General features: G+C 28.7%; 25 protein-coding genes. 19 read left to right on the forward strand and 6 right to left on the reverse strand.

Going from position 1 to position 26,831, the window contains the following annotated elements; translation table 11 throughout:
- Nucleotides 1-25 precede the first annotated feature (25 nt).
- The gene (locus BLS77_RS17930) at nucleotides 26-1,087 is read right to left on the reverse strand and encodes an FAD:protein FMN transferase (RefSeq protein ID WP_089973197.1); all 1,062 of its coding nucleotides are present in this window, start codon (nucleotides 1,085-1,087) and stop codon (nucleotides 26-28) included.
- Between the two features lie 105 nt (nucleotides 1,088-1,192).
- Nucleotides 1,193-1,615 carry an FMN-binding protein gene (locus tag BLS77_RS17935; protein WP_089973200.1) on the reverse strand — a complete coding sequence of 141 codons (423 nt, stop codon included), beginning with the start codon at nucleotides 1,613-1,615 and terminating at the stop codon, nucleotides 1,193-1,195.
- Between the two features lie 382 nt (nucleotides 1,616-1,997).
- Between BLS77_RS17935 and BLS77_RS17940 the strand changes: the two genes are divergently transcribed.
- The 4 genes from BLS77_RS17940 to BLS77_RS17955 all read left to right on the forward strand — a co-directional run bounded on the left by BLS77_RS17940 (nucleotide 1,998) and on the right by BLS77_RS17955 (nucleotide 5,979).
- Nucleotides 1,998-3,923, forward strand: a complete 1,926-nt coding sequence (locus BLS77_RS17940; protein WP_341423494.1) for an FAD-dependent oxidoreductase — start codon at nucleotides 1,998-2,000, stop codon at nucleotides 3,921-3,923.
- A 165-nt stretch (nucleotides 3,924-4,088) separates the two neighbouring features.
- Nucleotides 4,089-4,469, forward strand: coding sequence for a NusG domain II-containing protein (locus tag BLS77_RS17945; RefSeq protein ID WP_089973207.1), 381 nt, complete (start codon nucleotides 4,089-4,091; stop codon nucleotides 4,467-4,469).
- A gap of 30 nt (nucleotides 4,470-4,499) precedes the next feature.
- Nucleotides 4,500-4,994: a Gx transporter family protein gene (locus BLS77_RS17950; RefSeq protein ID WP_207713856.1), complete on the forward strand. Its 495-nt coding sequence runs from the start codon at nucleotides 4,500-4,502 to the stop codon at nucleotides 4,992-4,994.
- Between the two features lie 19 nt (nucleotides 4,995-5,013).
- Nucleotides 5,014-5,979 carry a polyprenyl synthetase family protein gene (locus BLS77_RS17955; protein WP_089973215.1) on the forward strand — a complete coding sequence of 322 codons (966 nt, stop codon included), beginning with the start codon at nucleotides 5,014-5,016 and terminating at the stop codon, nucleotides 5,977-5,979.
- Nucleotides 5,980-5,995: 16 nt separating this feature from the next.
- Here BLS77_RS17955 and BLS77_RS17960 read toward each other — a convergent pair whose 3' ends face one another.
- Both BLS77_RS17960 and BLS77_RS17965 read right to left on the reverse strand, forming a co-directional pair.
- Complete coding sequence (locus tag BLS77_RS17960) at nucleotides 5,996-6,880, reverse strand: LysR family transcriptional regulator (RefSeq protein ID WP_089973218.1); 885 nt, start codon at nucleotides 6,878-6,880, stop codon at nucleotides 5,996-5,998.
- A 177-nt stretch (nucleotides 6,881-7,057) separates the two neighbouring features.
- Nucleotides 7,058-8,173, reverse strand: a complete 1,116-nt coding sequence (locus tag BLS77_RS17965) for a glycosyltransferase family 4 protein (protein ID WP_089973222.1) — start codon at nucleotides 8,171-8,173, stop codon at nucleotides 7,058-7,060.
- A gap of 224 nt (nucleotides 8,174-8,397) precedes the next feature.
- Between BLS77_RS17965 and BLS77_RS17970 the strand changes: the two genes are divergently transcribed.
- The 3 genes from BLS77_RS17970 to BLS77_RS17980 all read left to right on the forward strand — a co-directional run bounded on the left by BLS77_RS17970 (nucleotide 8,398) and on the right by BLS77_RS17980 (nucleotide 11,341).
- Nucleotides 8,398-9,390 carry a CotS family spore coat protein gene (locus BLS77_RS17970; RefSeq protein WP_175490915.1) on the forward strand — a complete coding sequence of 331 codons (993 nt, stop codon included), beginning with the start codon at nucleotides 8,398-8,400 and terminating at the stop codon, nucleotides 9,388-9,390.
- A 65-nt stretch (nucleotides 9,391-9,455) separates the two neighbouring features.
- Nucleotides 9,456-10,259: a hypothetical protein gene (locus tag BLS77_RS17975; RefSeq protein WP_089973231.1), complete on the forward strand. Its 804-nt coding sequence runs from the start codon at nucleotides 9,456-9,458 to the stop codon at nucleotides 10,257-10,259.
- Between the two features lie 35 nt (nucleotides 10,260-10,294).
- Nucleotides 10,295-11,341 carry a CotS family spore coat protein gene (locus BLS77_RS17980; protein ID WP_089973236.1) on the forward strand — a complete coding sequence of 349 codons (1,047 nt, stop codon included), beginning with the start codon at nucleotides 10,295-10,297 and terminating at the stop codon, nucleotides 11,339-11,341.
- 49 nt (nucleotides 11,342-11,390) lie between these two features.
- Here BLS77_RS17980 and BLS77_RS17985 read toward each other — a convergent pair whose 3' ends face one another.
- A complete protein-coding gene (locus tag BLS77_RS17985) occupies nucleotides 11,391-12,509 on the reverse strand; it encodes a glycosyltransferase family 4 protein (RefSeq protein WP_089973240.1) in 1,119 nt (372 codons plus the stop codon).
- Nucleotides 12,510-12,615: 106 nt separating this feature from the next.
- Between BLS77_RS17985 and BLS77_RS17990 the strand changes: the two genes are divergently transcribed.
- From BLS77_RS17990 to rho, 12 genes are all read left to right on the forward strand, one after another.
- Nucleotides 12,616-13,626: a CotS family spore coat protein gene (locus BLS77_RS17990; protein WP_089973244.1), complete on the forward strand. Its 1,011-nt coding sequence runs from the start codon at nucleotides 12,616-12,618 to the stop codon at nucleotides 13,624-13,626.
- Nucleotides 13,627-13,787: 161 nt separating this feature from the next.
- Nucleotides 13,788-14,669 carry a sporulation peptidase YabG gene (yabG, locus tag BLS77_RS17995; protein WP_089973248.1) on the forward strand — a complete coding sequence of 294 codons (882 nt, stop codon included), beginning with the start codon at nucleotides 13,788-13,790 and terminating at the stop codon, nucleotides 14,667-14,669.
- A gap of 246 nt (nucleotides 14,670-14,915) precedes the next feature.
- A complete protein-coding gene (locus BLS77_RS18000) occupies nucleotides 14,916-15,152 on the forward strand; it encodes a Veg family protein (protein ID WP_089973252.1) in 237 nt (78 codons plus the stop codon).
- 460 nt (nucleotides 15,153-15,612) lie between these two features.
- A complete protein-coding gene (locus BLS77_RS18005; protein ID WP_089973255.1) occupies nucleotides 15,613-17,193 on the forward strand; it encodes a DUF3794 and LysM peptidoglycan-binding domain-containing protein in 1,581 nt (526 codons plus the stop codon).
- A 183-nt stretch (nucleotides 17,194-17,376) separates the two neighbouring features.
- Complete coding sequence (locus BLS77_RS18010) at nucleotides 17,377-18,213, forward strand: cyanophycinase (RefSeq protein WP_089973283.1); 837 nt, start codon at nucleotides 17,377-17,379, stop codon at nucleotides 18,211-18,213.
- Complete coding sequence (cphA, locus tag BLS77_RS18015) at nucleotides 18,194-20,818, forward strand: cyanophycin synthetase (RefSeq protein WP_089973259.1); 2,625 nt, start codon at nucleotides 18,194-18,196, stop codon at nucleotides 20,816-20,818. The genes BLS77_RS18010 and cphA overlap by 20 nt, the downstream gene beginning before the upstream one ends.
- A 382-nt stretch (nucleotides 20,819-21,200) precedes the next feature.
- On the forward strand, nucleotides 21,201-22,046 hold the full coding sequence (gene ispE / locus BLS77_RS18020) for a 4-(cytidine 5'-diphospho)-2-C-methyl-D-erythritol kinase (protein ID WP_089973262.1): 846 nt from the start codon (nucleotides 21,201-21,203) through the stop codon (nucleotides 22,044-22,046).
- Nucleotides 22,047-22,108: 62 nt separating this feature from the next.
- Nucleotides 22,109-22,798 carry a stage II sporulation protein R gene (spoIIR, locus tag BLS77_RS18025; protein WP_089973265.1) on the forward strand — a complete coding sequence of 230 codons (690 nt, stop codon included), beginning with the start codon at nucleotides 22,109-22,111 and terminating at the stop codon, nucleotides 22,796-22,798.
- A gap of 101 nt (nucleotides 22,799-22,899) precedes the next feature.
- Nucleotides 22,900-23,901: a DUF814 domain-containing protein gene (locus BLS77_RS18030; protein ID WP_089973268.1), complete on the forward strand. Its 1,002-nt coding sequence runs from the start codon at nucleotides 22,900-22,902 to the stop codon at nucleotides 23,899-23,901.
- A gap of 15 nt (nucleotides 23,902-23,916) precedes the next feature.
- Nucleotides 23,917-24,330, forward strand: coding sequence for a YwiB family protein (locus BLS77_RS18035; RefSeq protein WP_089973272.1), 414 nt, complete (start codon nucleotides 23,917-23,919; stop codon nucleotides 24,328-24,330).
- Between the two features lie 202 nt (nucleotides 24,331-24,532).
- Nucleotides 24,533-24,844: a hypothetical protein gene (locus BLS77_RS18040; RefSeq protein ID WP_242874019.1), complete on the forward strand. Its 312-nt coding sequence runs from the start codon at nucleotides 24,533-24,535 to the stop codon at nucleotides 24,842-24,844.
- A gap of 189 nt (nucleotides 24,845-25,033) precedes the next feature.
- On the forward strand, nucleotides 25,034-26,653 hold the full coding sequence (gene rho / locus BLS77_RS18045; protein ID WP_089973278.1) for a transcription termination factor Rho: 1,620 nt from the start codon (nucleotides 25,034-25,036) through the stop codon (nucleotides 26,651-26,653).
- Between the two features lie 67 nt (nucleotides 26,654-26,720).
- Here the strand turns inward: rho and BLS77_RS18050 are convergent.
- On the reverse strand, nucleotides 26,721-26,831 hold a 111-nt coding region (locus BLS77_RS18050), incomplete at its 5' end, for an IS3 family transposase (protein WP_139164854.1).

A 26,831-nucleotide genomic window follows, 5' to 3' on the forward strand; every position in this document is an offset into this window, starting at 1 on the left:
TAAATTGTTGCTTAGTATAATATTATTAGTTAGCTATTTGGAATTCTGTATTTGTTAGGTTGAAGATAGTCTTCATTCCTGAACTTAAGTATATCTTGTTATCGGTAGTTACAAAAATAGCTTCTATATCAGATTGAGATTCTATAAAAGCTAAACCATCTTCAACACCCATAGCAAACACTGAAGTTGAAAGTGCATCTCCGTCAATGGATTTATCACTTATTATTGAAATACCAGAAATATTATTTTCATAAGGAAACCCAGTTTTAGGGTTAAGTATGTGATGGTATTTAACTCCATCATATTCTACAAATCTTTCATAAGTTCCAGATGTAACTACAGATTTATTATTAACTTCAATAGTCCCTAAAATATCATTACGGCTAGAAGCTGGGTTTTGAATACCTATTTTCCAATTTTCACCGCTAGTTTTTTTACCGTGAGCAAAAATATTACCACCTAAATCGATAATAGCACTATGAACGTTGTTTTCAGTTAAAACCTCTGAAACTTTGTCAGCGGCATAACCTTTAGCTATTCCACCTAAATCTATAATCATATGAGGGTTCTTAAGAAAAATAGATTTATCTTCTTCATTAAGTTCTACGGCATTATGATTTATATAACTTAGAGCGACATCTAGTTCTTCTTTTGATGGTACACCTTGCTGTGGCGATCTTTCTTCAGGTAAACCAATACTCCATAGTTTAACTAAGGGCCCTATAGTAATATCAAAAAGACCATTAGAAATATTGGAATACTCAAGACCTTTTTTTACTATTGTAAGAGTATCATCATCAACAATAACGGGTGATATACCTGAGGAATCATTGACTTTATCAAGTATAGTACCATCTTTATTTATACTAACTGATTTTTCAATTTCTCTTACTCTATCAAAAGCCTTATCTAGAATTTTTTCATCATCACTATCATATAGAGTAACTTTTACAACAGTACCCATAATGGATTCCGTTCTAGTTAAAGGAGAAGTAACTTTATTATTTTTAGAACAACCTACAAAAGAGATAATACAAGAAATTAATAATGTAGATAATACTAAAGATTTTAATTGCTTATTTTTCATATAAACCTCCTAAAAATCATTTGTAATTTGAATTATTATATCCAAAGTATTTAATAAAAGAAAAAAAGGCTTTAGGAAAAATCCTAAAGCCTTAAATTTTAAATACTACTTAGCGCTTTCTAAAGCTTTAGCAGCTAATGTTTTGAATGAATCTGATGAAGTAGTTACAGCTGTAACAGCATCAACAGCTGTAGCATCTTGCTTTTCAATTAAAGCAGCTTCTAATTTAGGGAAGGCTTCTTTTGGATTAGAAGCTGAACCGAATTCTTTCATTTTTGCGTTGTATGCTTCGTCAGTTGATTTAGCAACACCTTCAGCGTTAATTTCATCATACTTAACTGTAGCTATTTTACCATCTTTAACTTCGATGTTTACTTGACCAACAAAACCTCTTTCATCTGCTGTGCTGTTAGCTTCGTATTTGCCATCTTTTAAAGCCTTAGCCTCATCTTTAGATCCACATCCTACTAATACAGTAGTTGCTAATGCTGCAACAGCTAATAAACTTAATATTTTATTTGATTTCATAAGAAAATCCCCCTTAAAATTATATAATTAGAATAGTAATAATTATTATTAAAAGTCATTATCACTATCTAATTATACACAATGTGACAAAATATAGATATTCGTTTTACTTATGTTGAATAAGTTTTTTTAATAGCGTTTAAGTTTTAACAATATATCTTAGGATAAGCTATAAAAGGGATTAGACTAATTAACTTAATAGAAAAATTTAAAAAATTGTTAAAAAAATTACTAATAGGGTTAGGAATTAATATAGACAGATATCTAAATGGGCTATACAATTAATGATGGCTATAAAATAAGGGAGATTCAAAAAAATAACTAGTCAAATTATTTGGCTTGGTATTTTCTTTCAGTTCCCTACTAAAGTATATTAATTATAATGAAAGGATTAGGTGATATTATGTCTAAAAATAAGATTCTTGTTCTTGGTGCTGGTTATGGTGGTGTACATGCTGCTAAAAAACTTGCTAAGAAATACAAGAAGAATGAAGATGTGGAAGTTACTATAATAGATAGAAACCCATACCATACATTAATGACAGAACTACATGAAGTTGCAGGGGGAAGAGTTCACCCTGAATCGGTTCAAGTAGAGTTAAGTAAAATATTCAGTAAGAGTAAGATTAATGTTGTTACTGATACTATAGAAAAAGTTGATACAGATAATAAAAAGGTTACTACAACTTATGGAGAATATTCATATGATTACTTAGTAGTAGGTACTGGTAGCGAACCTGCTTTCTTTGGAGTTCCAGGAGTTAAGGAAAATGGATTTACTCTTTGGTCATTTGAAGATGCTATTAGAATAAGAGAGCACATCCAAAGTATGTTTGCAAAAGCAGCTATGGAAAGAAATGCTAGTAAACGAAAAGAAATGCTTACATTTGTTGTTGCAGGTTCAGGATTCACTGGAATAGAAATGGCTGGAGAATTAATAGAGTGGAAAAATAGGCTTGCAAGAGAATATAATGTAGACTTAAAAGAAGTAAGATTAATGGTTGTTGAAGCTATGGGAACAATATTAAACATGCTTGATAGAAAACAAGCTGATAAAGCTGAATCATACATGACTAAAAAAGGTGTAGAGTTATTAAAGAATTCACCAATAGTTGAAGTTACTGATAAGAAAGTTGTTTTAAAGAGCGGTGAAGAGATATCAACTAGTACACTAATATGGACATGCGGAATCCAAGCTAATCAAGAAGCAAAAGAATATGGGCTTAAAACTGCTAGAGCTGGTAGATTACAAACAAATGAATATATGCAAGCTGTAGGGAAGAAAGATGTATTTGTAGTTGGAGATATGGCGTACTTTGAAGAAAAAGAAGGCCAAGGGACTCCACAAATAGTTGAAGCTGCAGTTCAAACAGCAGATACTGTTGTTAAAAACATAGTTGCTTCAATTGAAGAAAAAGAAATGAAAAAATTCGAGGGAAAATATCATGGATTCATGGTTTCAATCGGTGGAAAATACTGCGTTGCTAGCTTAATGGGTGTTAAGATGTCAGGCTTCTTCGCAATGGTTATGAAACATATAATCAACATGCATTACTTATTAGGAGTAAATGATGTACATGCAATATATAATTACTTAAAACATGAATTTTTTAGTATAGAAGATAACAGATCTATAATGAGAGGTCATTTAGCATCAAAAGCTAATAGATTATGGCTAGTACCTCTAAGAATTTACATAGGTTGTTTATGGACTATTGAAGGTTTAAAGAAATTACTTGGTGATACAAGTTGGAAAGCTATGTGGGATTCAAATAGTTTAAGTCAATTCGTTGATAAAATTAAAATTGGGTCAGATAGTTGGATTACAGCTGGAAATGTTAAAATGCCATTTACATGGTTGCATGATGCAACTACAGGTGCTTCAGCAGCTACAGAAACTGTAACAGAATTTGCTAAACCAATTATAAAAGAAGTACCAGGTTGGTATGCTTCAATAATGCAAATAATGATGCCAAACCCAGAAGTAGCTGTTTGGTTCCAAAGAATAGTTGTTTTAATGGAAATTGGTATGGGACTATGTTTAATAGTAGGATTATTTACATTCATATGGAGTTGTGTTTCAGCAGGTATGGTAATAAACTTTATTTTATGCGCAATGGCTGGATGGGAAATATTATGGTTCTTCTTTGTTTCAATAGCCTTAATGGGTGGAGCAGGTAGAACATTTGGGTTAGATTATTACTTAATGCCATGGATAAATAAAGTTATATCTGAGTTCTGGATGGGTAAGAAACAACCAATTTACAAACAAACAATATTAGTAGAAAATGAAAGTGCACAACTATAGTGTATAGGATATAATTAATAAAAGATCCTTATTGAAGGGTCTTTTACAAGGTAGAGCAAATTGCTCTACCTTGTAAATATTTTACTGTAGATATTATTTCTAAGGGATATTCAAAAAATCATCTGATATAATAATACTAAAAATAAAATGAGATGAGGAATTTATATGTTTAAGAAATGGGATATTATTATAATAGTAGTGCTTATGGTTCTATCATTTATTCCTGAAATAGTTTTTGGATTAATTTTAGGAAAAGAGTATAATAGTACATATGCCGAAATAACAGTAGCGGGAGAAGTGTATAAAAACATACCTTTATCAGCTCATAAAGGAAAAGAAATAATTGAAGTTGAAACTAAATATGGAAAGAGTAAAATAGAAGTAAAAGATAATAATATAGGTATAATAGATGCTAGTTGTGCTGATAAAATATGTATGCATCCAGAATATATAAATAAGCCGGGAGATGCATTAGTATGTTTACCTAATAAACTTATGATAGAAATAAAGGGTGATATAGAAGAGGATATTATAATCTCTCATTAATGAGGTGAAAGAGTGAAAGATACAAGACGAATGGTCTATATAGGTTTACTAGTTGCGCAAGCCTTAGTATTACATATTTTTGAAAGAATGATTCCTGTGCCGTTTATTACGCCCGGTGCAAAACTTGGACTTGCAAATTTAATAACAGTAGTAGCTTTATACACACTAGAGGATAAGAAGGATGCATTTTTAGTAATTTTTCTAAGATTAACATTAGGAACAATGTTTGGTGGGAATTTATCTTCATTTATGTATAGTGCAATGGGTGGAATATTAAGCTTTTTAGGAATGGTATTTATAAAAGAAACATTTAAGGATAAGGTGAGTATAATAGGTGTAAGCTCTGTAGGCGCAATATTTCATAATGTAGGGCAACTTATAGTAGCATCTTTAATTGTAAAAAATATAGGGGTTATGCTTTACTTACCGGTATTATCAACTATAGGAATAGGGACAGGGATTTTTATTGGAATTACAGCTAATTATTTAGTAAAGCACTTATCTAAATTATCTATATTTAGATAGGGAATAGAAGGTGATTAAAGTGGATAAGATTTGGAACAGCTATCCTGATTTAAAGGGTGAGCTTACATTAGTTCTTGATTTAATGAAGAAAAACGTAAAATGCAAAGATAAAAAAATTGAAAACTCAATAATAGAATTAATAGAATCAGGTGGGAAATTATTAAGACCGGCTTTTGTTTTAATTGGTTCGAAATTTGGTAACTATGATAGAGAAAAATCAGTGCCTACAGCTGCTGTAATAGAAATGTTGCATATGGCAAGCTTAGTACATGACGATGTAATTGATGATTCTAAATTAAGAAGAGGTCAAGAAACTATTCAATCAAAATATGGTAAAGATTATGCAGTGTATATAGGGGATTATCTTTTCTGTGTATGCTTTAAAATATTAGCAACTAGTTCATCGCTTCAAGCTATTAAGATGGATTCAAGAGCTATGTCTAAAATATGTATGGGGGAAGTAAATCAGTTAAATTCAAGATATTCTACAAAATTATCTATTAAGGAATATTTAAGTAGAATTTCAGGAAAAACAGCTGAATTATTTTCATTATCGTTATCACTAGGAGCGGCTGAATGTGATGCAAAGAAAAATATAACTAAAACATTATATAATATAGGACATAATTTAGGAATGGCGTTTCAAATAATAGATGATATTTTAGATTATGAAGGTAATGATGAAAGTATTAAAAAATCAGCGGGTAATGATTTAAAACAAGGGATTTATACAAGTCCATTTATATATGCTAGTATGAATAATCCTAAAGAATTTAAAAAGTTTATAGGAAATGATGAGTTAGAAGATGAAGACATAAAAGAAATAATAAAAAAAGTTAAGGAAAATAATGGGGTTGTAGATGCCAGGCAACTTGCAGGGAAGTATATGGAAAAGTGCTTTAAAGGAATAGATTCATTACCAAATAGTGAATATAAAGAAATATTAAATGATATATCTAAATGGTTATTGCTTAGAGAATATTAAAAAAAGCTTCTTATTTTTATAAGAAGCCTTTTATTATGTTTTTCAGTGATTTTATAAATTGTGAATTATTTTTGTAAAAGCTATCAAAATAGCATATGTAAATAGGCAAAGAGAATTTTATGTTTTCAACATTTATTAATTTTAAAGAACTAGATACAGAGTAGCTATTATAAATACTTTTAGGTAAAAAGGTTACTGCTCTAGATGCTTTTAAACCCTTCAATGATGAAAAATAAGAGTTTGTACTGTATATAACATTAAGTCCATTAAAATCAGGTAAAGTATCAGTTAGTGTTTGATTTAATAAAAGGTTAAAGCATTTTTTAGCGGAAGTCTCTATAAATGGTGTTGTTAAAAGTTCATCTAAAGTAAGGGAGTTCTTATAGAAAGATGAATCTGCAACAAGAACAATATCATCATTACCAAGTTGATTAATAATTAATCCTTCATAATCGCTAGGTCGTTTATAACATAAATATATATCACAAATATTATTTAAAAGATTAGTAGCACTGCAACAATACAGAGATGTTAAATTAATAGTGTAATCTGTAAAAGAGTTTTTTAATTTTGATATAGCTATTGGAAGAAAGGTATAACTAATAGATTCTATAGCTTCTATAGAGATATAATTTTTTTTCTGATTTGAGCTAAAAAGTTCATCTTCCATTTTTTTATATGTATTCAGTATTGTTTCACAGTGTTTAAATAATATTTCACCTTCAGAAGTTAAGGTAACCCCTTTATTACTTCTGTTTAAAAGCTTTACATTTAATTCTATTTCGAGTTTTACAAGCTGCTGACTAAGTGCAGATTGTGAAATATGGGATTGCTTAGCTACAGTAGATATACTTTTGCTTTGGGCAACATCATAAAAATATCGTAAACTATCTATATGCATAAGTTATCTCCAATCATTTTTAGTTTAGGGGGATGAAAAAATCTGACTAGTTATTAAAAAAAGTCTTGCTATTAGACTATTATAGAGAATATTAACTAAAAAATCAAATATACAAAGTGATAAGAGAAAGAAACCGCCTATTATTTTTTAATATAGGTGGTTTCTTTATTTTATAGCTTAGATCAATGAATTATAAGCTTCAAGAGTTTTTTGTGCAGTATTTTTCCAGGAAAACTCAAGACTTTTTAGATATCCTTTAAGTGCCAGGGCATTTCTAAGTTCGTCATTATCTAAAATATTAAATAGGTTAGTAGCAAGATCTTGAGAATCAAATGGGTCTATTAGAATTGCAGCATCACCAGTAACCTCGGGTATAGAAGTTAGGTTAGAGGTTATTACTGCTGTTTTACAACTCATTGCTTCAAGTGGTGGCAAACCAAACCCTTCATAAAGAGATGGGTAAACAAAAGCTTCTGCACCGTTATAAAGAATAGGTAAAATATCATCATTTAAGTATCCAGTAAAAATAACATTATTTTGTAAATTTAGACTTTCTACAAGTGATACAAGTTTTTTACCTTCATCTTTTACAGAGCCCCCAAGAACTAACGTATAAGGTGTTTTTAAACTTGGATTTATCTGTTTAAAAGCTAATATAAGTTCACGAACATTTTTCCTAGTACTAAATCCTCCTATGTATAGGATATAAGGTGTATTAATTGAAAAATTTTCTGCTATAAAGTCCTTACAAACATTTTTATCTAGAGGTTTAAAATTAGAATTTGCAGCGAGTGGAGTAACAAAGATTTTTTCTTCAGGATAACCGTGAAAAAACTTTAGAATATCCCTTTTAGAATACTCTGAAACAGTTAGTATTCCTTTGGTCTTATCAATAATCTTAGGCATTTCTGTTAAAAATCTTTCTAAGTATTTTTTTCCTACAGTTTCAGGTAATGTATAAGGTATTAAATCGTGAAGAGTTATAATTGAATTAGTTGAATAACTTTCTGTTAGTCCTATTCCATTTTGAGGAATATGATGTAAATCAATGTTATTTTTTTCTATATAGCTTGGAATATAAAAGTTTTCATAAAATCCACCATGACGATTAGAGGAAAAAACTATTTTGCTGTTAGATTTTTTAAATAAATCATAATCTTTTCCTGTCCAAAATAAAGTATAGTCATTTTCTTTATCAATATTAAGTAACTCTCTTGTAACATTTTCTGTGTATGTTCCAATTCCAGTTCCTTTGTACAAATTAATTCCTCTAGCATCAATTGATATTTTCATAAATCACACCCCTTTTAAGTTAGTGGTAGGGAACTTCAAAAAAATAGCTAGTATATAGTTATATTTTTTGAGGTGGCATTAAACCTATAACAATATTTTTTCTACATACAATATACATATTAAAAAATAATATATATATAACAAACTGTTATTAAAAATTTTATTCCTCACAATAAAAAGAAGAAATTCATATAATAAAAAGAAGAAATATTGAGGGGAATGCCATGGATGTTTTAGAGATAAAAAATATACTTGAGAGTAATTATTTATTGAAAATAGTTAGTGTAGAGAAGGTTAAAAATACTTTTAAAATAGAAAGTGAACATGAGAAATATTGTATTAAGATAATAAAATATGACTATCCTCATTTTAATTTTATTTTATCTGCTATAAATCATCTTCAAAAAAGAGGATTCAATAAAATACCAGAAATAATAAAAACAAAAGATAATAGTGGGTTTATAAAAATTGGGAATAATTATGCGTATCTTACAGAGTGGGTGACTTCTAGGCTAAGTAATTATGATGATATATATGAACTAGGGAAAATAACAGAAAAACTAGGGGAACTTCATAAATGTAGTGAAGGTTTTGTGACAAATAAAGATATGAATCCAAGAATAGGATGGTTTTCTTGGATTAATGTATTTGAAACTAGGTGTAGTGAAATTTTAGACTTTAAAAAAAGGATAGATCAAAAGGCTAATAAATCTAATGTTGATAGGCTATATTTAGAGGCTATTGACGGGGAGTTACAACGAGGAAAAAGAGCCATAGAAGATTTAAAAACTGAAAAATATATAAACATAATGGAAAAAGAGGTTATGAAGAGAGGATTTTGTCATCATGATTTTGCTCATCATAATATATTAATAGATACAAAGGAAGATATAAATATAATTGATTTTGATTATTGTATATTAGATAGTCATCTGCATGATTTATCATCATTAATGATAAGGACTATGAAAGGGGGAAAGTGGAAGCCCGATATAGCAAATTTAATATTAAATAGTTATTCAAAAAGCAATGAGGTTTATGACGAAGAATTAAATTTAATGAAATCATTTATACGATTCCCACAAGAATTTTGGCAAAGAGGCCTACAGTATTATTGGGAGCAACAACCTTGGAGTGATGAATTCCTTGAAAATAAGATACGTAAGTATTTAGAGGATGTAGAGCAAAGAGAAGTGTTTATAGAAGAATTTTTTTAGGGTAGTAATATGAAAAAATAGACGAACAGGTTGGCTTGTTATTTTTTGAAGGTGTCGTATAGGAGGTGGATAATATAGATAACAACTTATATTCGTATTTCACAAAGAGAGATATAAAATTAGTAAACCATAGTTTTGAAAATAGAGGAGAGATATCCTTAGAGAGTATTAAAAGACAAATAAGCAATATAGTAGTTTTTCAAAATAATGCCAAGGGCTATAAGGATAATATATTGCCTAGAATAGGTAGTAGCATAGGTCGGGATCTAGAAGGCTACAAGGTTCAAGTTAAAAACTTGGAATTAGATTTAGACTATATAACTGATAAAATAGATAAGAATAGCGTGGATATATTTATATTAGAAGAAGGGGAGATGCTTTTAAGTAGAGGTAGGAGAGCTATTAATCATGTTGAAAATAGTAATTATAGTAAACTAATTAGAAGAAGTATGGCTAACTATGAAGTATGTTTAGGAAGGGTTTGTGAAGGAAATCTTAGGATGGACGAAAATGGAAAAGTTGAAATTGGAACAATTAAATACCTAACTTATAATTTAGTGGAACATGATTTTTATTCGTATTTAAAGAGACTAAGAAAGAAAAATAATATATTAGATATTGAATGTTTAATTAAATATTTTGCAGAAAAATCATTACTTAAAGATGATAGCATTGAATATTTAAGAGGGCTACTATCTTACCCAGTGGAGAGTTTGAAATTATGGGAAAAATATAGGATAAATAAAAAAAACTTAACGGAAGAAGAATATATGGATGGGTTCTATAAGGCTAAGAAAAATGATGGGAAGGAATTAATAGCTAGGGAATATGAAAAAAATAATAGTCAACGTGAGAAAATTGTTTACTAGTATTTTTTCAAGATTCCTAAGAGAGGAGGACTTTAGTGAATAAGTTAAGGTATATAGATAAAAAAATATTATGTAAATATGATTTAAGTGAAGAGTTTTTTGAAAATTTAGGAGTTGAAATAAATGATATAGTACCTCTAAGAAAGGTTTTTGTACTTGTAACTTCAGAAGGGAAAAAAATATTGAAAATAGTAAATTCTACAGAAGAAAGATTAGAATTTATAGATAAGTCATTAGATTATATATCTAAAAGATACTCAAATGTATTAAGTTATTATAAAAATAAAAACAATAAGGTTTATGAGATTTGGAAAGGGGAAACCTATGTGCTTTTAGATATGATAGATGGAAGGGAGGCAACTTTTTCAAATCCCATTGAAATTAATCTTTGTTCTAAGGCAATAGCAAATATGCATTTAGCATCAAAAGGAATATTAGATACTATGGATGAAGATATAGTTATTGAAAATTCAGGGGAAAATTTAATTAGAGTAATGAATGATAGTTATAAAATATTAGAAAATATAAAATATAATGTTAATAAATATAGATATAAAAATGAGTTTGATAAAATGTTTATTATAAATGTAGATTATAATTTAAAGGAAATTGAAAAATCTTTAGAGTTTTTAGCCCTAAGTGATTATAATAATATTTTATTAAATAAATCAAAGATGGTATTATGTCATAATGATTTAGCTCATCACAATTTCATAATAGATGGAGAAGAAGTTAAAATAATTGATTTTGATTATTGTAAATTTGATACTAGGGTAGTTGATGTAGCTAATTACACATTAAAAGTAATAAAGAATTTTGCATATGATAGTAAGAAGGTAAAAGCTATATTGGATAGCTATAATGAAGTAGAAAAATTAGATAACGAAGAAATAAGGTTATTATACGTAATACTATCATTTCCAAAGGATTTTGTAACAATAGTAACAGATTATTACTATAAGCAAAAGAGCTGGGATGAAGATGTTTTTATAAATAGGTTTAAAAGCAAGCTTGAAAATGAAACTCATAGAAAAGAGTTTTTGAATAATTTTATACAAGAATTTAAAGAATATTTTTATTAGGGACATGAAAATAAGCTAGTTATATTAAATTATAACTAGCTTATTTTTTTTAAGTGCCTAATATAGTTTCATATGCTTTAATTGTCTGTAGTGCGGTATTTTCCCAAGTATAAAGAGAACTTGTTAAAAGGCCCTTTTGTATCATAGTTAATCTAAGTGTATCATCAGTTAAAACATTTTCTATGGATAATTTTAGTTCAGATATAGAATATGGATTTATTAAAATAGCAGAATCTAAACAAACTTCTGGCAATGAAGTTACATTAGATGAAATTACAGGAGTGCCGCAGGCCATAGCTTCAAGTGGGGGAAGACCAAATCCTTCATAAAATGATGGATAAACTAATAACTTTGAAGCATTATAAAAAGTAGGAAGATCATTTAAAGGAATAAAATCTGTAAAAATTACAGAGCTACTTATGAAAAGATCCTCTGTACGCTTTTTATATAGTTCGTATGAAATTCCCTTTTTACCTGTAATCACTAATTTTAAATCTTTTTTTATAGTACTATCTAAAAGAGAAAATGCCTCTATAATACCTAAAATATTTTTTCTAGGACTAAAGCCCCCAACATATAAAATAAAATCATCTTTAATACCATATTTATCACATAAATTCTTTTTACATAAATCTTTATTTAAAGGTCTGTATATATCCTCTGCAGCGAGATGCGTAACAAATATTTTTTCTTTAGGAAAGTTGAATTCCTTTGCTATATCTTGCTTAGAAAATTCTGAAACTGTTAAGATACCATCGCAATTTTCTATAATTTTAGGAAGTTCATTATTAAAAATATTAAGATATCTATCACTTACTGTTTCAGGCATTCTCAAGGGAATTATATCATGTAATGTAATTGCTTTAAGGCAATTTATATTTTCAGAAAGTCCTACTCCGTTTTGAGGAACATGATATAGTTCCATATCGTGATAGGGGAAAGTATTAGGTGTTCTAACGTCATCCCAAAAGTTTTTTTTAGATAATTCTTCTGCAGTCTCCACTGCAAAATTATCTTTTAAATTTAGAGAGGAGCCGTTGGGTAAGAAAATTAAGTAGTCATTCTTAGAATCAACTTTATTTAAGCTATTTATAAGTTGATAAGTGTAAGTTCCTATACCAGTTCCCCTATACCATTTAGCAGCTCTTCCATCTATGCCTATCTTCATGATTTAATCCTTTCATAATGCTTTTAATTTATTATATTAAAGAAGGTGAAAAAATGTTAATAAAAGAATGAGTAACCACATATAAATATAAAAGGGGGTGAGCACTATGATGAGAGAATTTGAAATAGAAAGGCAATTTGATATAAAAATCGAAGTTATAAAAGCGAACAAAGGGATTTATTATTTAAAGAGTAATAAGGGAGAAAGGTGTTTAAAAAGGATAAATTATGGGCCACAAAAATTATTGTTTGTATGTGGGGCAAAGGATCATTTAATTAATAATGGATTTAAAGGTGTGGATAAATATTATTTAAACATAGAAGGTGAACCATATGCCCTAGTAAATGAAGATCTTTATACATTATCTGAGTGGTTAGATGGAAGAGAATGTGATTTTCATAACATAGAAGAAGTGAAAATTGCAGCAAGAACATTAGCAAAAATGCACGAAGCTTCTAAGGGGTATGACCCACCGGAGAATTCAAAGCTTAAAAGTGATTTAGGCAGATGGCCGAGCCTTATGGCAAAAAGAATCAAGTCTCTTGATAAAATGAGGGATATGGTAAGGAAAAAAAATAATAAAAATAACTTCGATTTAATATATCTAAAATCTATGGAATTTTATAAAGAAATCGGTAAAAAAGCATTAAAAACATTAGAGGAATCAAACTATATTGAATTATGTGAGATAGCAGAAAATGATAAAAATTTCTGCCACCATGATTATACTTATCATAATATTATTATTGATAAAGATGAAAATGTAAATATAATTGATTTTGATTATTGTAAGAGAGAGGTAAGAACCTTTGATATTTCTAACTTTATGACAAAGGTACTAAAAAGAGTTAATTGGGATATGAATTTTGCAAAAGCAATTATAGATTCTTATAATGAAGTATCCGAGTTAAGAGAAGATGAATATAAAGTGTTGTTTGCATATATGCAATTCCCACAAAGGTATTGGAGACTTGCAAATAGATATTATTACAATGAAGTTAACTGGGGGCAAAATACTTTCGCAAGTAAAATAGAATCTATAATAAAAGAGCAAGAACAATTTCTACTATTCTTAGAAGATTTTAAAAATGAATATTTTTTATCAAGTGATTCTTAGAGTTAGGTTATTTAAAGAAGTATATTATTAAATCAGAAACCTAAAAGAACTTATCCAGAGAACAACTTATAAATAGAAAAAGTGCTTAGGCACTTTTTTTATGTAGCAAAATATCTTACTTATCATATTATAAATAATAAGTAATAAGTAAGAGGTTAGATATGATTATAGGAGATTTAGTTGTTAGAAAGTCTTATGATAGAGATATTACATTTAAAATAATCGATATAAAGGAAGAAGATGGAAACTTAATATATTTTTTAAAAGGAATAAGTATAAGAATAATAGCGGATTCATCAAAAGATGATCTTGAGAAAGTTGATAATAGTTTTATAGGTGAAAAGGAAAAGATTTTAAATAGTAGAGTTAATGCGGCTATTAAAAATGCAATATCATTAAGAGGTGATGATGTTGCAATCAAAGCGATAAATAGTAGAGGGGCAAAAACTCAAAAGTTAGCAGCAAATAAGGACTTAATGTTTGGACGGCCAGGGAAAATATTACATGTAGATGGAGATAGTCAGTATTTAGAAACATGCTTAAAGGTATATAAACAGTTATCTTTAAATGCTGTAGGAAGAGTGGTGACAGAAAGTAAACAACCAGAAGCTATTGTGGCATTAGTTAAGGAAATAAAGCCTGATATAGTTGTTTTAACGGGCCATGACGGAGTTATTAGAGGGGCGCAAGATTACCTTGATTTAGATAATTATAGAAATTCTAAGTATTATACTCAAGCGGTTAGAGCTTTAAGAGACTATAATTCAAGCTATGATGAGTTAGTTATATTTGCAGGGGCATGCCAATCCTGCTATGAATGTATGTTAGATGCAGGAGCTAATTTTGCAAGTTCTCCAAGTCGCGTGTTAATACATTGTTTAGATCCAGTTTTTGTGTGTGAAAAAATAGCTTATACTAGAATTGATGAGATAGTATCTATTCAAGAATTGATAAACAATACAATAACAGGAATTAAAGGTATAGGAGGGCTTCAGACAAGAGGCAAATATAGGGAAGGTTACCCAAAGTCAACATATATATAACTTAAGAGGCATATCAAGGTTATTGGATTAGTTGAAATTCTAGATGTTTATAATGATCAATATAGATAATTAAAATTAGAGTGCATAGAAATAGGGTTAAAAGGAATACTAATAGTTGTGTATTAGCAATACAAATAAGTTAAAAGTTTACATTGACAAATATACTAGAAAAGTGTTAAAATATAAAATTTATTTGACAAAAACTGGTGTGTAGTGTATAATGTAAATTGGAAAGAAGGTGTTTATATGGAAAGGTTAAAAACTATTGCAACCATCAAAAGAGATATCGAAGGGCATTTAGGCGAAAAGGTTACACTTAAAGCTAACGGTGGAAGGAAGAAGATCCTAGTAAACAACGGAGTAATAGAAAGTGTTTATCCAAGCATTTTCGTAGTAAGATTAGAAAGTGACAATGAAAGAACTGTAACATACAGTTATTCAGATGTACTAACAAATACTGTGCAATTATATTTTGCTGTATAGACAATAGAACTTCGATTTTCGAAGTTCTATATTTTTTTATATTATTTAGGCATCCTAGAAAAATAATTAGTCAATATCCATGGAAACTTTGACTAGTTATTTTTTTAAGATGCCTTATATTTTTAATATTATAAAAAAGTATAAAAAAAAGAAAGATGGTGGGTTCCCATCTTTCAACTATGGTATAAAAGGGTATTGAGAATTTATGAGAGGTTATATGGTCAATAACCTCTATTAGGATACGACAAATTTCTTATGTTGTCAACATTAAATTAAAAAAAACAATGAAATTATGTTTGAAATTCGACAATAATATTATTGAATACATATTATCCCATAACAAAAAGAAGTATTTGTCGAAGAAAAGGGTATGATTTTATAAACAATAAAAATATATATGAATAAATATATAGAGATGGAAATATATTTATGGTAGGAAGTATTCTATAGGAGGGATAATATGTCACAGATTGATGTAATAAAAGAAAGAGTTCAATATGAGCAACTTTTAAAAGAAAGCTCATCAAACCATATTTTAAAGGGTGAATATTTAATAAGGGATTCTCATCCTGATATGAAAGAGGTTTTAGGAGTTGAAGCAAAGGCTACAATAACAAATAAAGAAATTCTTGGAGATAAGGTAATGGTGGAAGGATTATTAAACTACACTATGTTTTATCTACCAAAGGAGGAAGCAATATCGGAAAATGCTTCAAGAAAAATTCACTCAGTTACATTTACAGAAAAGTTCGCAAATTACATTGAACTTGAAAATGATGAACATAGGGTGATTTGTGAAGTTGAGTGTGATATTGAACATATTGAGGCAAATTTAATAAATGAAAGAAAAGTAGGAATAGATGGGGTCATTGAATTAAAATGGGAAATTTATAGAAGTGGAGAATTTGAATATGTAAAAGATGTAGAAGGAAAAGAAGATATTCAAGTACTTAAAAAGCAAGAAGTACTAAATGGTGTTAAGGGTGAAAAGGAGATTGAATTAGTAGGTAAATCTATGATGAAAGTAACTATGGATAAACCAGAAATCGAAGATATTCTTAATTGTTCAATGAATCTTCATAAAAAAGAAATTAAAATTGGTGAAGATAAAATTTATATAGGGTGCTATTGTAAAATAGAAGTTTTATATAAGGGTAAAGATACCTCAGATATAATGACTTTACAGGATGATGTATATTTATCAAAGGAAGAGGAATTAGTAGGAATAACTAATGAAATGATGAGTTCTATGAATATGGATGTTAATAATAGTGAATATACTATTACTGCTGATGATTTAGGAGAAAGTAGAGTAGTTAACCTTGAATTTGTAATCAAAGGAAAGGTTAAGGTATTCTCAAAAGAAAAAATAGAATTAATTAAAGATGCATATTCACCTACTATGAATATGGAATTAAATATTGGTAATCACGAAATAGGAATTGTTCAAGGTAGTGCAAATAATGAATCAATGGTTAAAGATAATATTTATTTGAAAAATGAAAATACTAAAATTGAGCAAATAATTTCTGTAAGTGGAAGTGCTGCTATCACAGATAAAATTGTAGAAAATGATAGAGTTAAAATTGAAGGAATAGTAAAAGTAAATGTATTATATAAGGCTATGGATGAAGAAGATTGTTATGCCATAGTATCTGGCGAAATACCATTCTTAGCATCAGCAGAAATAAAAGGTGCTAAAGAAGGTATGGATATAGTAGTTAAAGCATCATTAGAAAATATAGATGCAAGTATAGAAGCAAATACAATAGCTATTCGTGCAACAGTAATTACATCTTCAAAAGTATGTCATAAAGTAAATAAAGAATGGGTAGTTGATATAGTAGATGGTGGAGATGAAAAGAAAGAAAAGAAAGCATCGATTACTATATATGTAGTTGGAGCTGGAGATACACTATGGCAGTTAGCTAAGAAATATAATACTACTATGGAAGAACTAACTAAGCTAAATGATATGGAAAATCCAGAAGAATTAAAATGTGGAGAAAAATTAATAATTCCAGGTAGAGCTATATTTTAAAAAAACACTAAGGCATATTGACTTGTTATTAAAAAAAATGTCTAAGAGGAGCCGCGTTTATAAACGTGGTTCTTTTTTTTATGCTAAAGGAGCTTTAAAAAATATATAAAGTAAATTAGTTAAAAATGAATAAGAATAATGGAGGCTGGATAAAATAATATATGTATGATTAGAGGTGATAGAATGAGTGAAAAAATAAATGGGAATTTAATAATAATAGGTGGCGCAGAAGATAAAGAGGGTAAAAAAGAGATCCTGAAAAAGGTTTGTGAATTTATAAATAAAGATAATGACACAATATTAGTTGCAACAATAGCAACAGAATATCCAAAGGAAGCATTGAAGAAATATAAAGAGGTATTTACAAAATTAGGTGTGAAAAATATAAAGGGGTTAGATATAAGTAATAGAGTTCATGCATTTGAAGAAGAAAATTTAAATTCTATTAATGAAGCAGCACTTATATTTTTTACAGGTGGTGACCAATTAAGAATAACAAGTATAGTTGGAGGAACTCCTATTTATGATGCTTTAAAAAAGGCTAGTAAAAGGGGCTGCATAATAGTTGGAACATCAGCGGGAGCTTCTGTTATGAGTGATACTATGATTGTTCAAGGTGATGATGAAGAATCACCTAGGAAGTGTACTTTAAAGATGGCACCAGGCCTTGGGTTTGTAAAAAATATAATGATAGATCAACATTTTGATCAAAGAGGAAGAATAGGAAGGCTACTGACAGGCATAGCTCAAAATCCTGAAGTTTTAGGAATTGGAATAGATGAAGATACTGCAATTATAGTTACGGATGAAGGGATGGCAGAAGTAATAGGAAGCGGAGCTGTTTACTTTGTTGATGGAAGTGGGATTACTCATAGTAATGTATCAGAACAATATTGCGATGAGGTTTTAAGTATGTATAATGTGAAACTTCATGTGCTTAAAGAAGGTAATAAATTTAATATTTTAGCTAAGGCACCTTTTGAGGAGGAAATTAGTAGCAATGAGAGTAATAAAAACTAAAATATATGAAGGTAGAAATATCTATTCACATAAAAAATGTATTAGGATGGATATAGATTTAGAAGGGTACTGTGAAATACCTAGTAAAGAAATAGAAGATTTTAACTTTAATTTGGTAAATATGATACCGGAGCTTAGAACACATAGATGTGGAATAGATGAAGATGAAGGTTTTATTAAAAGGTTAAAAGAAGGAACTTATCTAGCTCACATATGTGAGCATATAATAATTTCTATTCAAAATAAAATAGGAATAGAAGTTTCTTATGGTAAATCAAGAGAAATAAAAGATGATTTATATTATATTATATTTGAATATAAATATGCAAATACAGCAGTAGAGACATCAAAACTGGCAGCTGATATAATAAATGCTTTAATAAATAAAGAAATTATAAATTATGATGGAAGAATAGAGTTATTAAAAGAATTTTTAAATGAAGAATGTATAGGGCCGACTACGGAAGCTATATGTAATGCTGCTAAAAGACGAGATATCCCTGTAATAAAACTTGGAGAAAGTGATTTTTATCAGTTAGGATATGGGAAACAAGGAAGAATAATTGAGTCGGCTATCGGATATCAAACTAGTTGTATATCAGTAGATATGGCTTCAGATAAATTGTTAACAAAAGAATTATTAAAACTTCAGAATTTGCCAGTAGCTAAAGGCGCTAAAGTTTATAATGTAATAAACCTTCTTAATGAAGGTGAATATATAGGATATCCATTAGTGTTAAAACCCCAGTTTGGAAATCAAGGAAAGGGCATAATCTTAAATATTAGTAATGAAAAAGAATTAATTAGTGCTTATGAAGCCTTAAAAGGAAAATTTAAAGATTTAATAATAGAGAAATACCATAGGGGAAATGATTATAGAATTTGTGTTGTAGATTATAAAGTTACGGCAGGGTCTTTAAGAAATCCTCCATATATAATTGGAGATGGTAAAAGTACTATTTTTGAGTTAATAAATATTTTAAATGAAAATCCATTACGAGGATATGGTCATGAAAAACCTCTTACTCGTGTGCAAATAGATATTGAATTAATAGAATGCTTAAGAGATATGAATTATAACGAAAAGAGCATTATTAAAAAAGATGAAAAAATCTTATTAAGAAGAAATGCAAACCTCTCAACTGGAGGAAACGCTATAGATTGTACAGATATCATATGTGATGAAAATAAAGATATTTGTATTAGAGCAGCAAAGACATTAGGCTTAGATATATGTGGAATAGATATATGTGCAGAAGATATTTCAAAGCCTATATATAATGGTGGAATAATTATGGAAGTAAATGCAGCTCCGGGTTTAAGAATGCACTTATATCCAAGTAAGGGGAAGGAAAGGGATGTTGGTGATGATATAGTTAATATGCTATACAAAGGTAACCCAAAAAACATACCGGTTATTTCAGTAACAGGAACAAATGGTAAAACAACAACAACAAGAGTGATTAGTCATACACTCGCTAAAATGGGATATATAATTGGAATGACAAGTACATCTGGAATATATATAAATGAAAAATGTATAGATAAAGGTGATGATAGTGGTTCTGAAAGTGCAAAGAGTGTTTTATTAAATAGAGATGTGGATATAGCTGTTTTAGAAACAGCCCGTGGGGGAATAATAAAAAAAGGGTTAGCTTATGACTTAGCAGATGTAGCTGTTATTACTAATATAACAGAAGATCATTTAGGCATAGATGGAATAAATACTATGGAGGAACTATGTTTTGCTAAATCTTTAGTTGGTGAAGCTGTTAAACCTAATGGATATGTTGTTATTAATGCAGAAGATAAATGGAGCAAAAGTATCATAGAAAGAATATCAGCTAATAAAATCTATTTTTCTAAAAATAAAGAAAATAAGTTAATTAAACAGAATATAGATGAAGGTAAAATAGCCATATATATAGAAAATAATTGGATTACTGTAAATAATAAAGGGAAAATATTTAAAGTATCTGAAATAAATAACATACCAATAACTTTAGGTGGAAAATTAATATTTAATATAGAAAATATATTAGCTGTTTGTGGAGCTTTAGTAGGTATGGAAGTTGATTATTGTATGATAAAAAGAGGTGTAGAAAGCTTTTTGCTAAATTCTGAGAAGAATTTAGGTAGATTTAATTGTTACTCAGTTAATGGAGTAAACGTAATTTTAGATTATGGTCATAATATAGAAGGGTATAAAGCGGTTCTATCATCAATAAAATCTATGCATTCTGGTAAAATACATGGTGTTGTAGGGATTCCTGGGGATAGAAGTGATGAAGTATCAATTGAAATAGGTAATATTTGTAGTCAATTCTTAGATAGTATAATAATTAAAGAGGATAAGGATAAACGGGGAAGGAAGATTGGAGAAATTAGTAAGTTGATTCAGAGCGGGATAAAATCTTCATATAACAAAATACAAAGTAAAATAATTTTAGATGAGAAAGAGGCTTTTAGAAAAGCTATGGACGAGGCTAAAGTTGGAGATACTATAGTTGTATTTTACGAAGAAATAGAGCCTTTAATTGAAATAATAAAAAATGACTATTTAAAAGTAATCGAAACAGATGATAAACTAATAAGTTCATTATAAAAGGCAAGTTATTTTATTGAAGAGGCCTTGATAATTTTCAAAATATCTATTAACGATGAGTGATATATGTCGTATAAATCAAGTGTAAGTTATTCTAACAGGTATTAGGTTGAATTAGATAGAGCTGAAAGAAAATAACAAGTCAAATATTATTAGCATCTTTTGTGCTAGGAAAGAACCATAACCTGTGCATAGTAAGCCTGTGTAAAGGTTATGGTGATGAATCATAGCTCAAAATGTATCAGAATTTGACTAGTTATTTGTTTTAGCATCCATATTATGTTTACTAGTAGATAAAAAAAATATATAATTAGCATACAAGTTTAGAGACAGTCATTTTTTTTGAAAATGACTTAATATATCATTGAAAGGATTTGAAGATATGAAGGTTAAGGCGTATGCTAAGGTTAATATATCCTTGGATATAATAGAAAAAAGAAAAAGTGATGGCTATCATCTATTAAGAATGATAATGCAAAATATAGATTTATATGATGAAATAATAATTGAAAAACAAAAGTCTGGAATAAATATTAAGTGCAATAAACCTTATGTACCCACAGATGAAAGAAATTTAGCTTATAGGGCTGCAAAATTATTTAAAGAAACTTTCAATATAGAAGAGGGTGTATCTATAAATATAAAGAAGAATATTCCTGTAGCAGCTGGACTAGCTGGAGGAAGCACAGATGGAGCAGCGGTTTTAAAAGTAATGAATGAAATATTTAATGTTAATGCAAGTGATGAAGAATTAATGGAAATAGGTCTTAAACTAGGTGCGGATATACCTTATTGTATAAAAGGTGGCACGGCTCTATGTGAAGGCATAGGGGAGAAGGTTACAAGTTTAAAACCTTTTAAGGACAAGATACTTGTTTTAGTTAAACCCCCTTTTGGAGTATCAACTAAATTTGTTTATCAAGAATTTAATTTAGAAAGAGTATTAAATCATCCAAAGACAGAAGAATTAATAGAGGCAATGGAAAATGATGATTTAAATTATGTTTGTGATAATATGAAGAATCTACTTGAAAATGTAACATTAAGAAAGCACAAGATGATAATTGGCATAAAAGAGGAAATGAAAGCTCTTGGAGCTAAAGGGTCAATGATGAGTGGAAGTGGGCCAACGGTATTTGCAATCTTTGATGATATGCTTAAAGCTCAAAGATGTTTTGAAAAGATGAAAGATAAGTATGATGATGTATTTATAACTAGAACAATATAAAACTTTATGTATAGACCTCGATTTTATGGCAATAATTAAGCTATAAAGGGGGTTTTTATATTATGAGAAGAAGGTTAAGTATAATAATATTAGTAATTATAGGTACAATAGGTTTATTAAATGGGTGTGTAAGCAGTGAAAGTGGACAAGGTAGTCTTAATGGAAAACAATTGGTTTTAGAAGATATACAAAATGAAATAATAAGGTTTCATGTACTAGCGAACAGTGATACAGAAGAGGACCAAAAGTTAAAACTTAAGGTTAGAGATAAAGTAATAGAAAATATGGCAAGTAAATTTATTGGGATTAGCAATATTGATGATGCTAGAAAAATAATGTTAGATAGTATGGATGAAGTAAATTCTATTGCAAAAGAAGTAATTGAGGAAAATGGATATAGCTATGGAGTAAAAAGTGAATTATCAAGAGAAAATTTTCCTGATAAAATGTATGGAGACACACTTTTTCCACAAGGAAACTATGAAGCTTTTAGAATACTAATTGGAGAAGCAAATGGTCAAAATTGGTGGTGTGTAATGTTTCCACCGTTATGTTTTGTAGATGAGAGCAAACAGGCAGTTAATTCAGATGAAACTAAAGAAAGCTTAGAAAAAGTAATAGATAAAGACAAAGATAGCGATAAGGGAAATATAATTGATAAAAGTAAAGATTCAGATCAAGAAGATAACGTAGATAATAAACAAAAGATAAAATTCAAGTCTAAATTATTAGAAATGTTGAAGGGAAATTAAAATGAAAAAATAAAAAATTCATATAATCCTTGATATATTTGATTAATAAAATTAAACTATACAATAGATATAGAACAAATTTGATTTCAGGGGGAAATAAAATGACAAAAGCATTAGCAATGGTATCTGGCGGATTAGACAGCATATTAGCCGCAAAATTAATTAAGGATCAAGGAATTGAAGTAATAGGGATATGCTTTAAATCATATTTCTTTAGTGAAGAAAGTGCTAAGAGAATGACTAAACAAATAGATATTCCTTTAGAAGTAATAGATTTTTCAAAAGAACATATGAAGATGGTTAGAGATCCTAAACATGGATGGGGAAAAAATATGAACCCATGCATAGATTGTCATGCCATGATGATGAAATATTCAGGAGAGTTATTAGAAAAGTTTAATGCAGATTTTATAATAACTGGAGAAGTTTTAAATCAAAGGCCAATGTCTCAAAATAGACAAGCTTTAAATACAGTAAAGAAAGCGTCAGGATTTGCAAATAAAATACTAAGACCTTTATGTGCTAAGAATTTAGATGAAACTGAAATGGAGACTAATGGGCTAGTAGATAGAGAGAAGTTATTAGATATAATGGGTAGAAGTAGAAAACCGCAAATGGCATTAGCAGAAGAATGGGGAATAACAGAATATCCATCGCCAGCAGGTGGATGTAGGTTAACAGAACCAAATTATGCTATTAGATTAAAGGAAATGTTAAGCTTTAAAGAGAATTCAGAAGAAAATTTAGACGAAAATGAAATTGAATTATTAAGATTTGGGAGACATTTTAGACTTGATGGTAAGGTTAAGGTAATAGCAGCTAGAACTGGAGATGAAGGAATAAAAATAAAGGAATATATTAATAATAAGTACATAGCATTTTATGCATCTAACTTTACAGGAGCTTTAGTAGTATTAACTGGAGAAGGAACTGATAAAGATATAGAAATAGCAGCAAGAATAACAGCAAGATATAGTAAGGGTAGAAATGAAGAAATGGTAGAAGTGAAATATGGACAATATGGTAAGAAGTTTACATCAGAAGTAACAGTGAAGCCTATAAATGATGAAGAATTACAAACATTTATAATTGGAGCTAAATAATAAGGGGGAGTAGCTATGAAAAAAAAGGCGATTATTTCAGTTAAGAGTATTTCTGAATTAGATAAAAAAGATAGTATAGAAGTTATTACTCCTGGAGACTTTATAATTGAAGATGGAATCTTTAAAGCGATTTATAAAGAAACTGAGCTTTCGGGGATGAAAGGAACTGTAACTACAATTAATATTTTTGAAGAAAATTTCATTTTAGAAAGAACAGGAACAACTAATACAAAAATGGAGTTTGAATTAGATAAAACAGCAATATCCTTATATAGTACACCATATGGTGTAATGGATTTACAAATACATACAGAAGAGTTGGAAATAAATGTTGATGAAAATGGCGGAGATATTAGGGCAAAATATAATATGGGGTTTTCAGGTCAACCACCTATAATAACAGAAATTTGGATTAATATAAAATTATAAGGAATTTAAAAAAAACAATAAGTCAAAGGGAGACGTGTGGCACCAAATAGACTAGCTTGTTATTTTAGTTCAGTTACATAAAGAGGATATTGAGAATTAATCAATATTCTCTTTGATCATCTTAGAGTATTTCAAATAAATAAACTTCCAAACAATGTATAATAATTAGTTTAAAGGATATACTTTTAAAAAACAATGTGGAGTGATAAATTTGAATAATATAACTAAATTAAATAAAACAACAATAATTATTAGTGTTTTAAGTAGTTATTTAGGTGAAGACTTTGAGGAAATTAAAAATATTATAAAGAAAAAAGAAAATAGATATTTATTATTATTGTTATTAAAGAATTATAAATGTTTAAATAGGGAAGAAATAAAGTTAATGTTTAATATAAGTAGTGAAAAGAGTGTAAATTATAATATAAAAAAAGCAGAAGAAAAGCTCTTAATAAATAGAGATTTTAGAGAAATCTATTTTAAAATTGAAAAATATTTAGAACAAATAATATAAGGTGCTTTCAAAAAATAATAAAATTACTTGAAAATTTAAATAAAGTAGGACATAATATAGCTTACACACAATATAATTTACACATAAAAAATCTTATGCAATCAAATCTTAGAGTGCAAATCTTAGAATAAGCTCTTTAATATAATTTCAAACAAAAATAAAATATTTTATCTAATTGGAGGTTTCGGAGTGACAAAAGAAGCGTATACAAAGATGACTTTAGTAGAACTTAAAGAAGTAGCTAAAGACATGGGAATAAAAAATATTAGTAAGTTAAAAAAAAGTGAGCTTGTAGAAGAAATTGTACAAAATGCTCCAAATAGTGTTGAAAAAGATGGGGTTATATTAAAAGAAAATATAGCGCCTAAAAATAGAGAAGAAATAATAGCGGTTAAAGAAGAATCTAAGCCTATAGAAGCTCCATATTATCCGTTTAAAACTAGTGAAACTAGAAAAAATGAAACTGTAGATTATCCATTTAAAACTAGTGAAACTAGAAAAAACGAAACTGTAGATTATCCATTTAAAACTAGTGAAACTAGAAAAAATGAAGCTGTAGATTATCCATTTAAGACTAGTGAAACTAGGAGAAATGAAATGGGAGATACAAAAACAGAAGAAACTAATTCAAGGCAGCTTGCAGAAGAAAAGCAAGAAAGACTAAAAGCTATGATAGATGAATCAACGAGTGAAAAGGGTATTTTAGAGATATTAGAAAGTAATAATTTTGGTTTCTTAAGATGCAATAATTACTTAACAGGTGAAGGCGATATTTATGTATCACCAGCACAAATAAGAAGATTTAATTTAAGAACTGGAGATGAAGTTTTAGGTAAGATTAGACAGGCTAAGGATGGCGAAAAGTTCAAAGCCTTACTTTTTGTTGAAAAAGTAAATGGAGATTATCCAGAAAGCGCTATATGCAGAAAATATTTTGAGAAATTGACACCTATATATCCAAAAGAAAGATTAAGATTAGAAACAAATAATGAGAATGATTTGTCTTCAAGATTAATGGATATAGTTTGTCCAATAGGTAAAGGACAAAGAGGTATTATAGTTGCTCCTCCAAAAGCTGGGAAAACTACATTATTAAAAAAAATAGCTCAAAATATATCTACTAATTATCCAGAAGTAACTTTGATAGTGTTACTTATTGATGAGAGACCAGAAGAAGTAACAGATATGAAACGTTCAATAAATGGAGATGTTGTTTATTCAACTTTTGATGAAGAACCACAAAATCATGCTAAAGTAGCGCAAATGGTTTTAGAAAGAGCTAAGAGAATGGTTGAGCATGGGAAAGATGTAGTGATACTACTTGATAGTCTAACTAGGCTTGCAAGAGCTTATAATTTAACAATAAATCCGACTGGAAGAACATTATCTGGTGGATTAGATCCAGGTGCTTTAATTATGCCAAAGAAATTCTTTGGAGCAGCAAGGAAAATAGAAGAGGGTGGTAGTTTAACAATATTAGCTACAGCGCTTGTTGATACTGGATCAAGAATGGATGATATGATTTATGAAGAATTTAAGGGTACAGGGAACATGGAAGTTCACTTAGATAGAAAATTACAAGAAAGAAGAATATTCCCTGCTATTGATATATATAAATCAGGTACTAGAAAAGAAGAATTAATATTAAACAATGAAGAAAGAGATGTGGCATACAATATTAGAAAGGTTATGTATAAAGAAGGAAATATAGGTAACGTAACTGAAAAATTAATTAATATGCTATCAAAGACAAAAGATAATGAAGAATTTATCAATATATTTTCAAAAAATGGAATAGATAAAAAGTAATAAGAAAGACTAGTTGTTTAAAAAACTGAACTGCCCCCTGTCAAGTAGACAGGGTAAATAATAAAAATTACGCTGTTAAAGTATGACTTCGATATTCTATTGGAGTCATACTTTTTAACTTTTTCTGTAATCTTTGTGTGTTATAAAAATCTATATATTCGTCAATGGCTTGTTCAAG

It is taken from the genome of Clostridium gasigenes (assembly GCF_900104115.1).
GTDB classification, from domain to species: Bacteria; Bacillota; Clostridia; order Clostridiales; family Clostridiaceae; genus Clostridium; species Clostridium gasigenes.

Bases quoted from the DNA above. Each gene is read 5' to 3' on its own strand.
- BLS77_RS17930 (WP_089973197.1), bottom strand. From the start codon at position 1,087: ATGAAAAATAAGCAATTAAAATCTTTAGTATTATCTACATTATTAATT.
- BLS77_RS17935 (WP_089973200.1), bottom strand. From the start codon at position 1,615: ATGAAATCAAATAAAATATTAAGTTTATTAGCTGTTGCAGCATTAGCA.
- BLS77_RS17940 (WP_341423494.1), top strand. From the start codon at position 1,998: ATGAAAGGATTAGGTGATATTATGTCTAAAAATAAGATTCTTGTTCTT.
- BLS77_RS17945 (WP_089973207.1), top strand. From the start codon at position 4,089: ATGTTTAAGAAATGGGATATTATTATAATAGTAGTGCTTATGGTTCTA.
- BLS77_RS17950 (WP_207713856.1), top strand. From the start codon at position 4,500: ATGGTCTATATAGGTTTACTAGTTGCGCAAGCCTTAGTATTACATATT.
- BLS77_RS17960 (WP_089973218.1), bottom strand. From the start codon at position 6,880: ATGCATATAGATAGTTTACGATATTTTTATGATGTTGCCCAAAGCAAA.
- BLS77_RS17965 (WP_089973222.1), bottom strand. From the start codon at position 8,173: ATGAAAATATCAATTGATGCTAGAGGAATTAATTTGTACAAAGGAACT.
- BLS77_RS17970 (WP_175490915.1), top strand. From the start codon at position 8,398: ATGGATGTTTTAGAGATAAAAAATATACTTGAGAGTAATTATTTATTG.
- BLS77_RS17985 (WP_089973240.1), bottom strand. From the start codon at position 12,509: ATGAAGATAGGCATAGATGGAAGAGCTGCTAAATGGTATAGGGGAACT.
- BLS77_RS17990 (WP_089973244.1), top strand. From the start codon at position 12,616: ATGATGAGAGAATTTGAAATAGAAAGGCAATTTGATATAAAAATCGAA.
- yabG (WP_089973248.1), top strand. From the start codon at position 13,788: ATGATTATAGGAGATTTAGTTGTTAGAAAGTCTTATGATAGAGATATT.
- BLS77_RS18000 (WP_089973252.1), top strand. From the start codon at position 14,916: ATGGAAAGGTTAAAAACTATTGCAACCATCAAAAGAGATATCGAAGGG.
- BLS77_RS18005 (WP_089973255.1), top strand. From the start codon at position 15,613: ATGTCACAGATTGATGTAATAAAAGAAAGAGTTCAATATGAGCAACTT.
- BLS77_RS18010 (WP_089973283.1), top strand. From the start codon at position 17,377: ATGAGTGAAAAAATAAATGGGAATTTAATAATAATAGGTGGCGCAGAA.
- cphA (WP_089973259.1), top strand. From the start codon at position 18,194: ATGAGAGTAATAAAAACTAAAATATATGAAGGTAGAAATATCTATTCA.
- ispE (WP_089973262.1), top strand. From the start codon at position 21,201: ATGAAGGTTAAGGCGTATGCTAAGGTTAATATATCCTTGGATATAATA.
- spoIIR (WP_089973265.1), top strand. From the start codon at position 22,109: ATGAGAAGAAGGTTAAGTATAATAATATTAGTAATTATAGGTACAATA.
- BLS77_RS18030 (WP_089973268.1), top strand. From the start codon at position 22,900: ATGACAAAAGCATTAGCAATGGTATCTGGCGGATTAGACAGCATATTA.
- BLS77_RS18035 (WP_089973272.1), top strand. From the start codon at position 23,917: ATGAAAAAAAAGGCGATTATTTCAGTTAAGAGTATTTCTGAATTAGAT.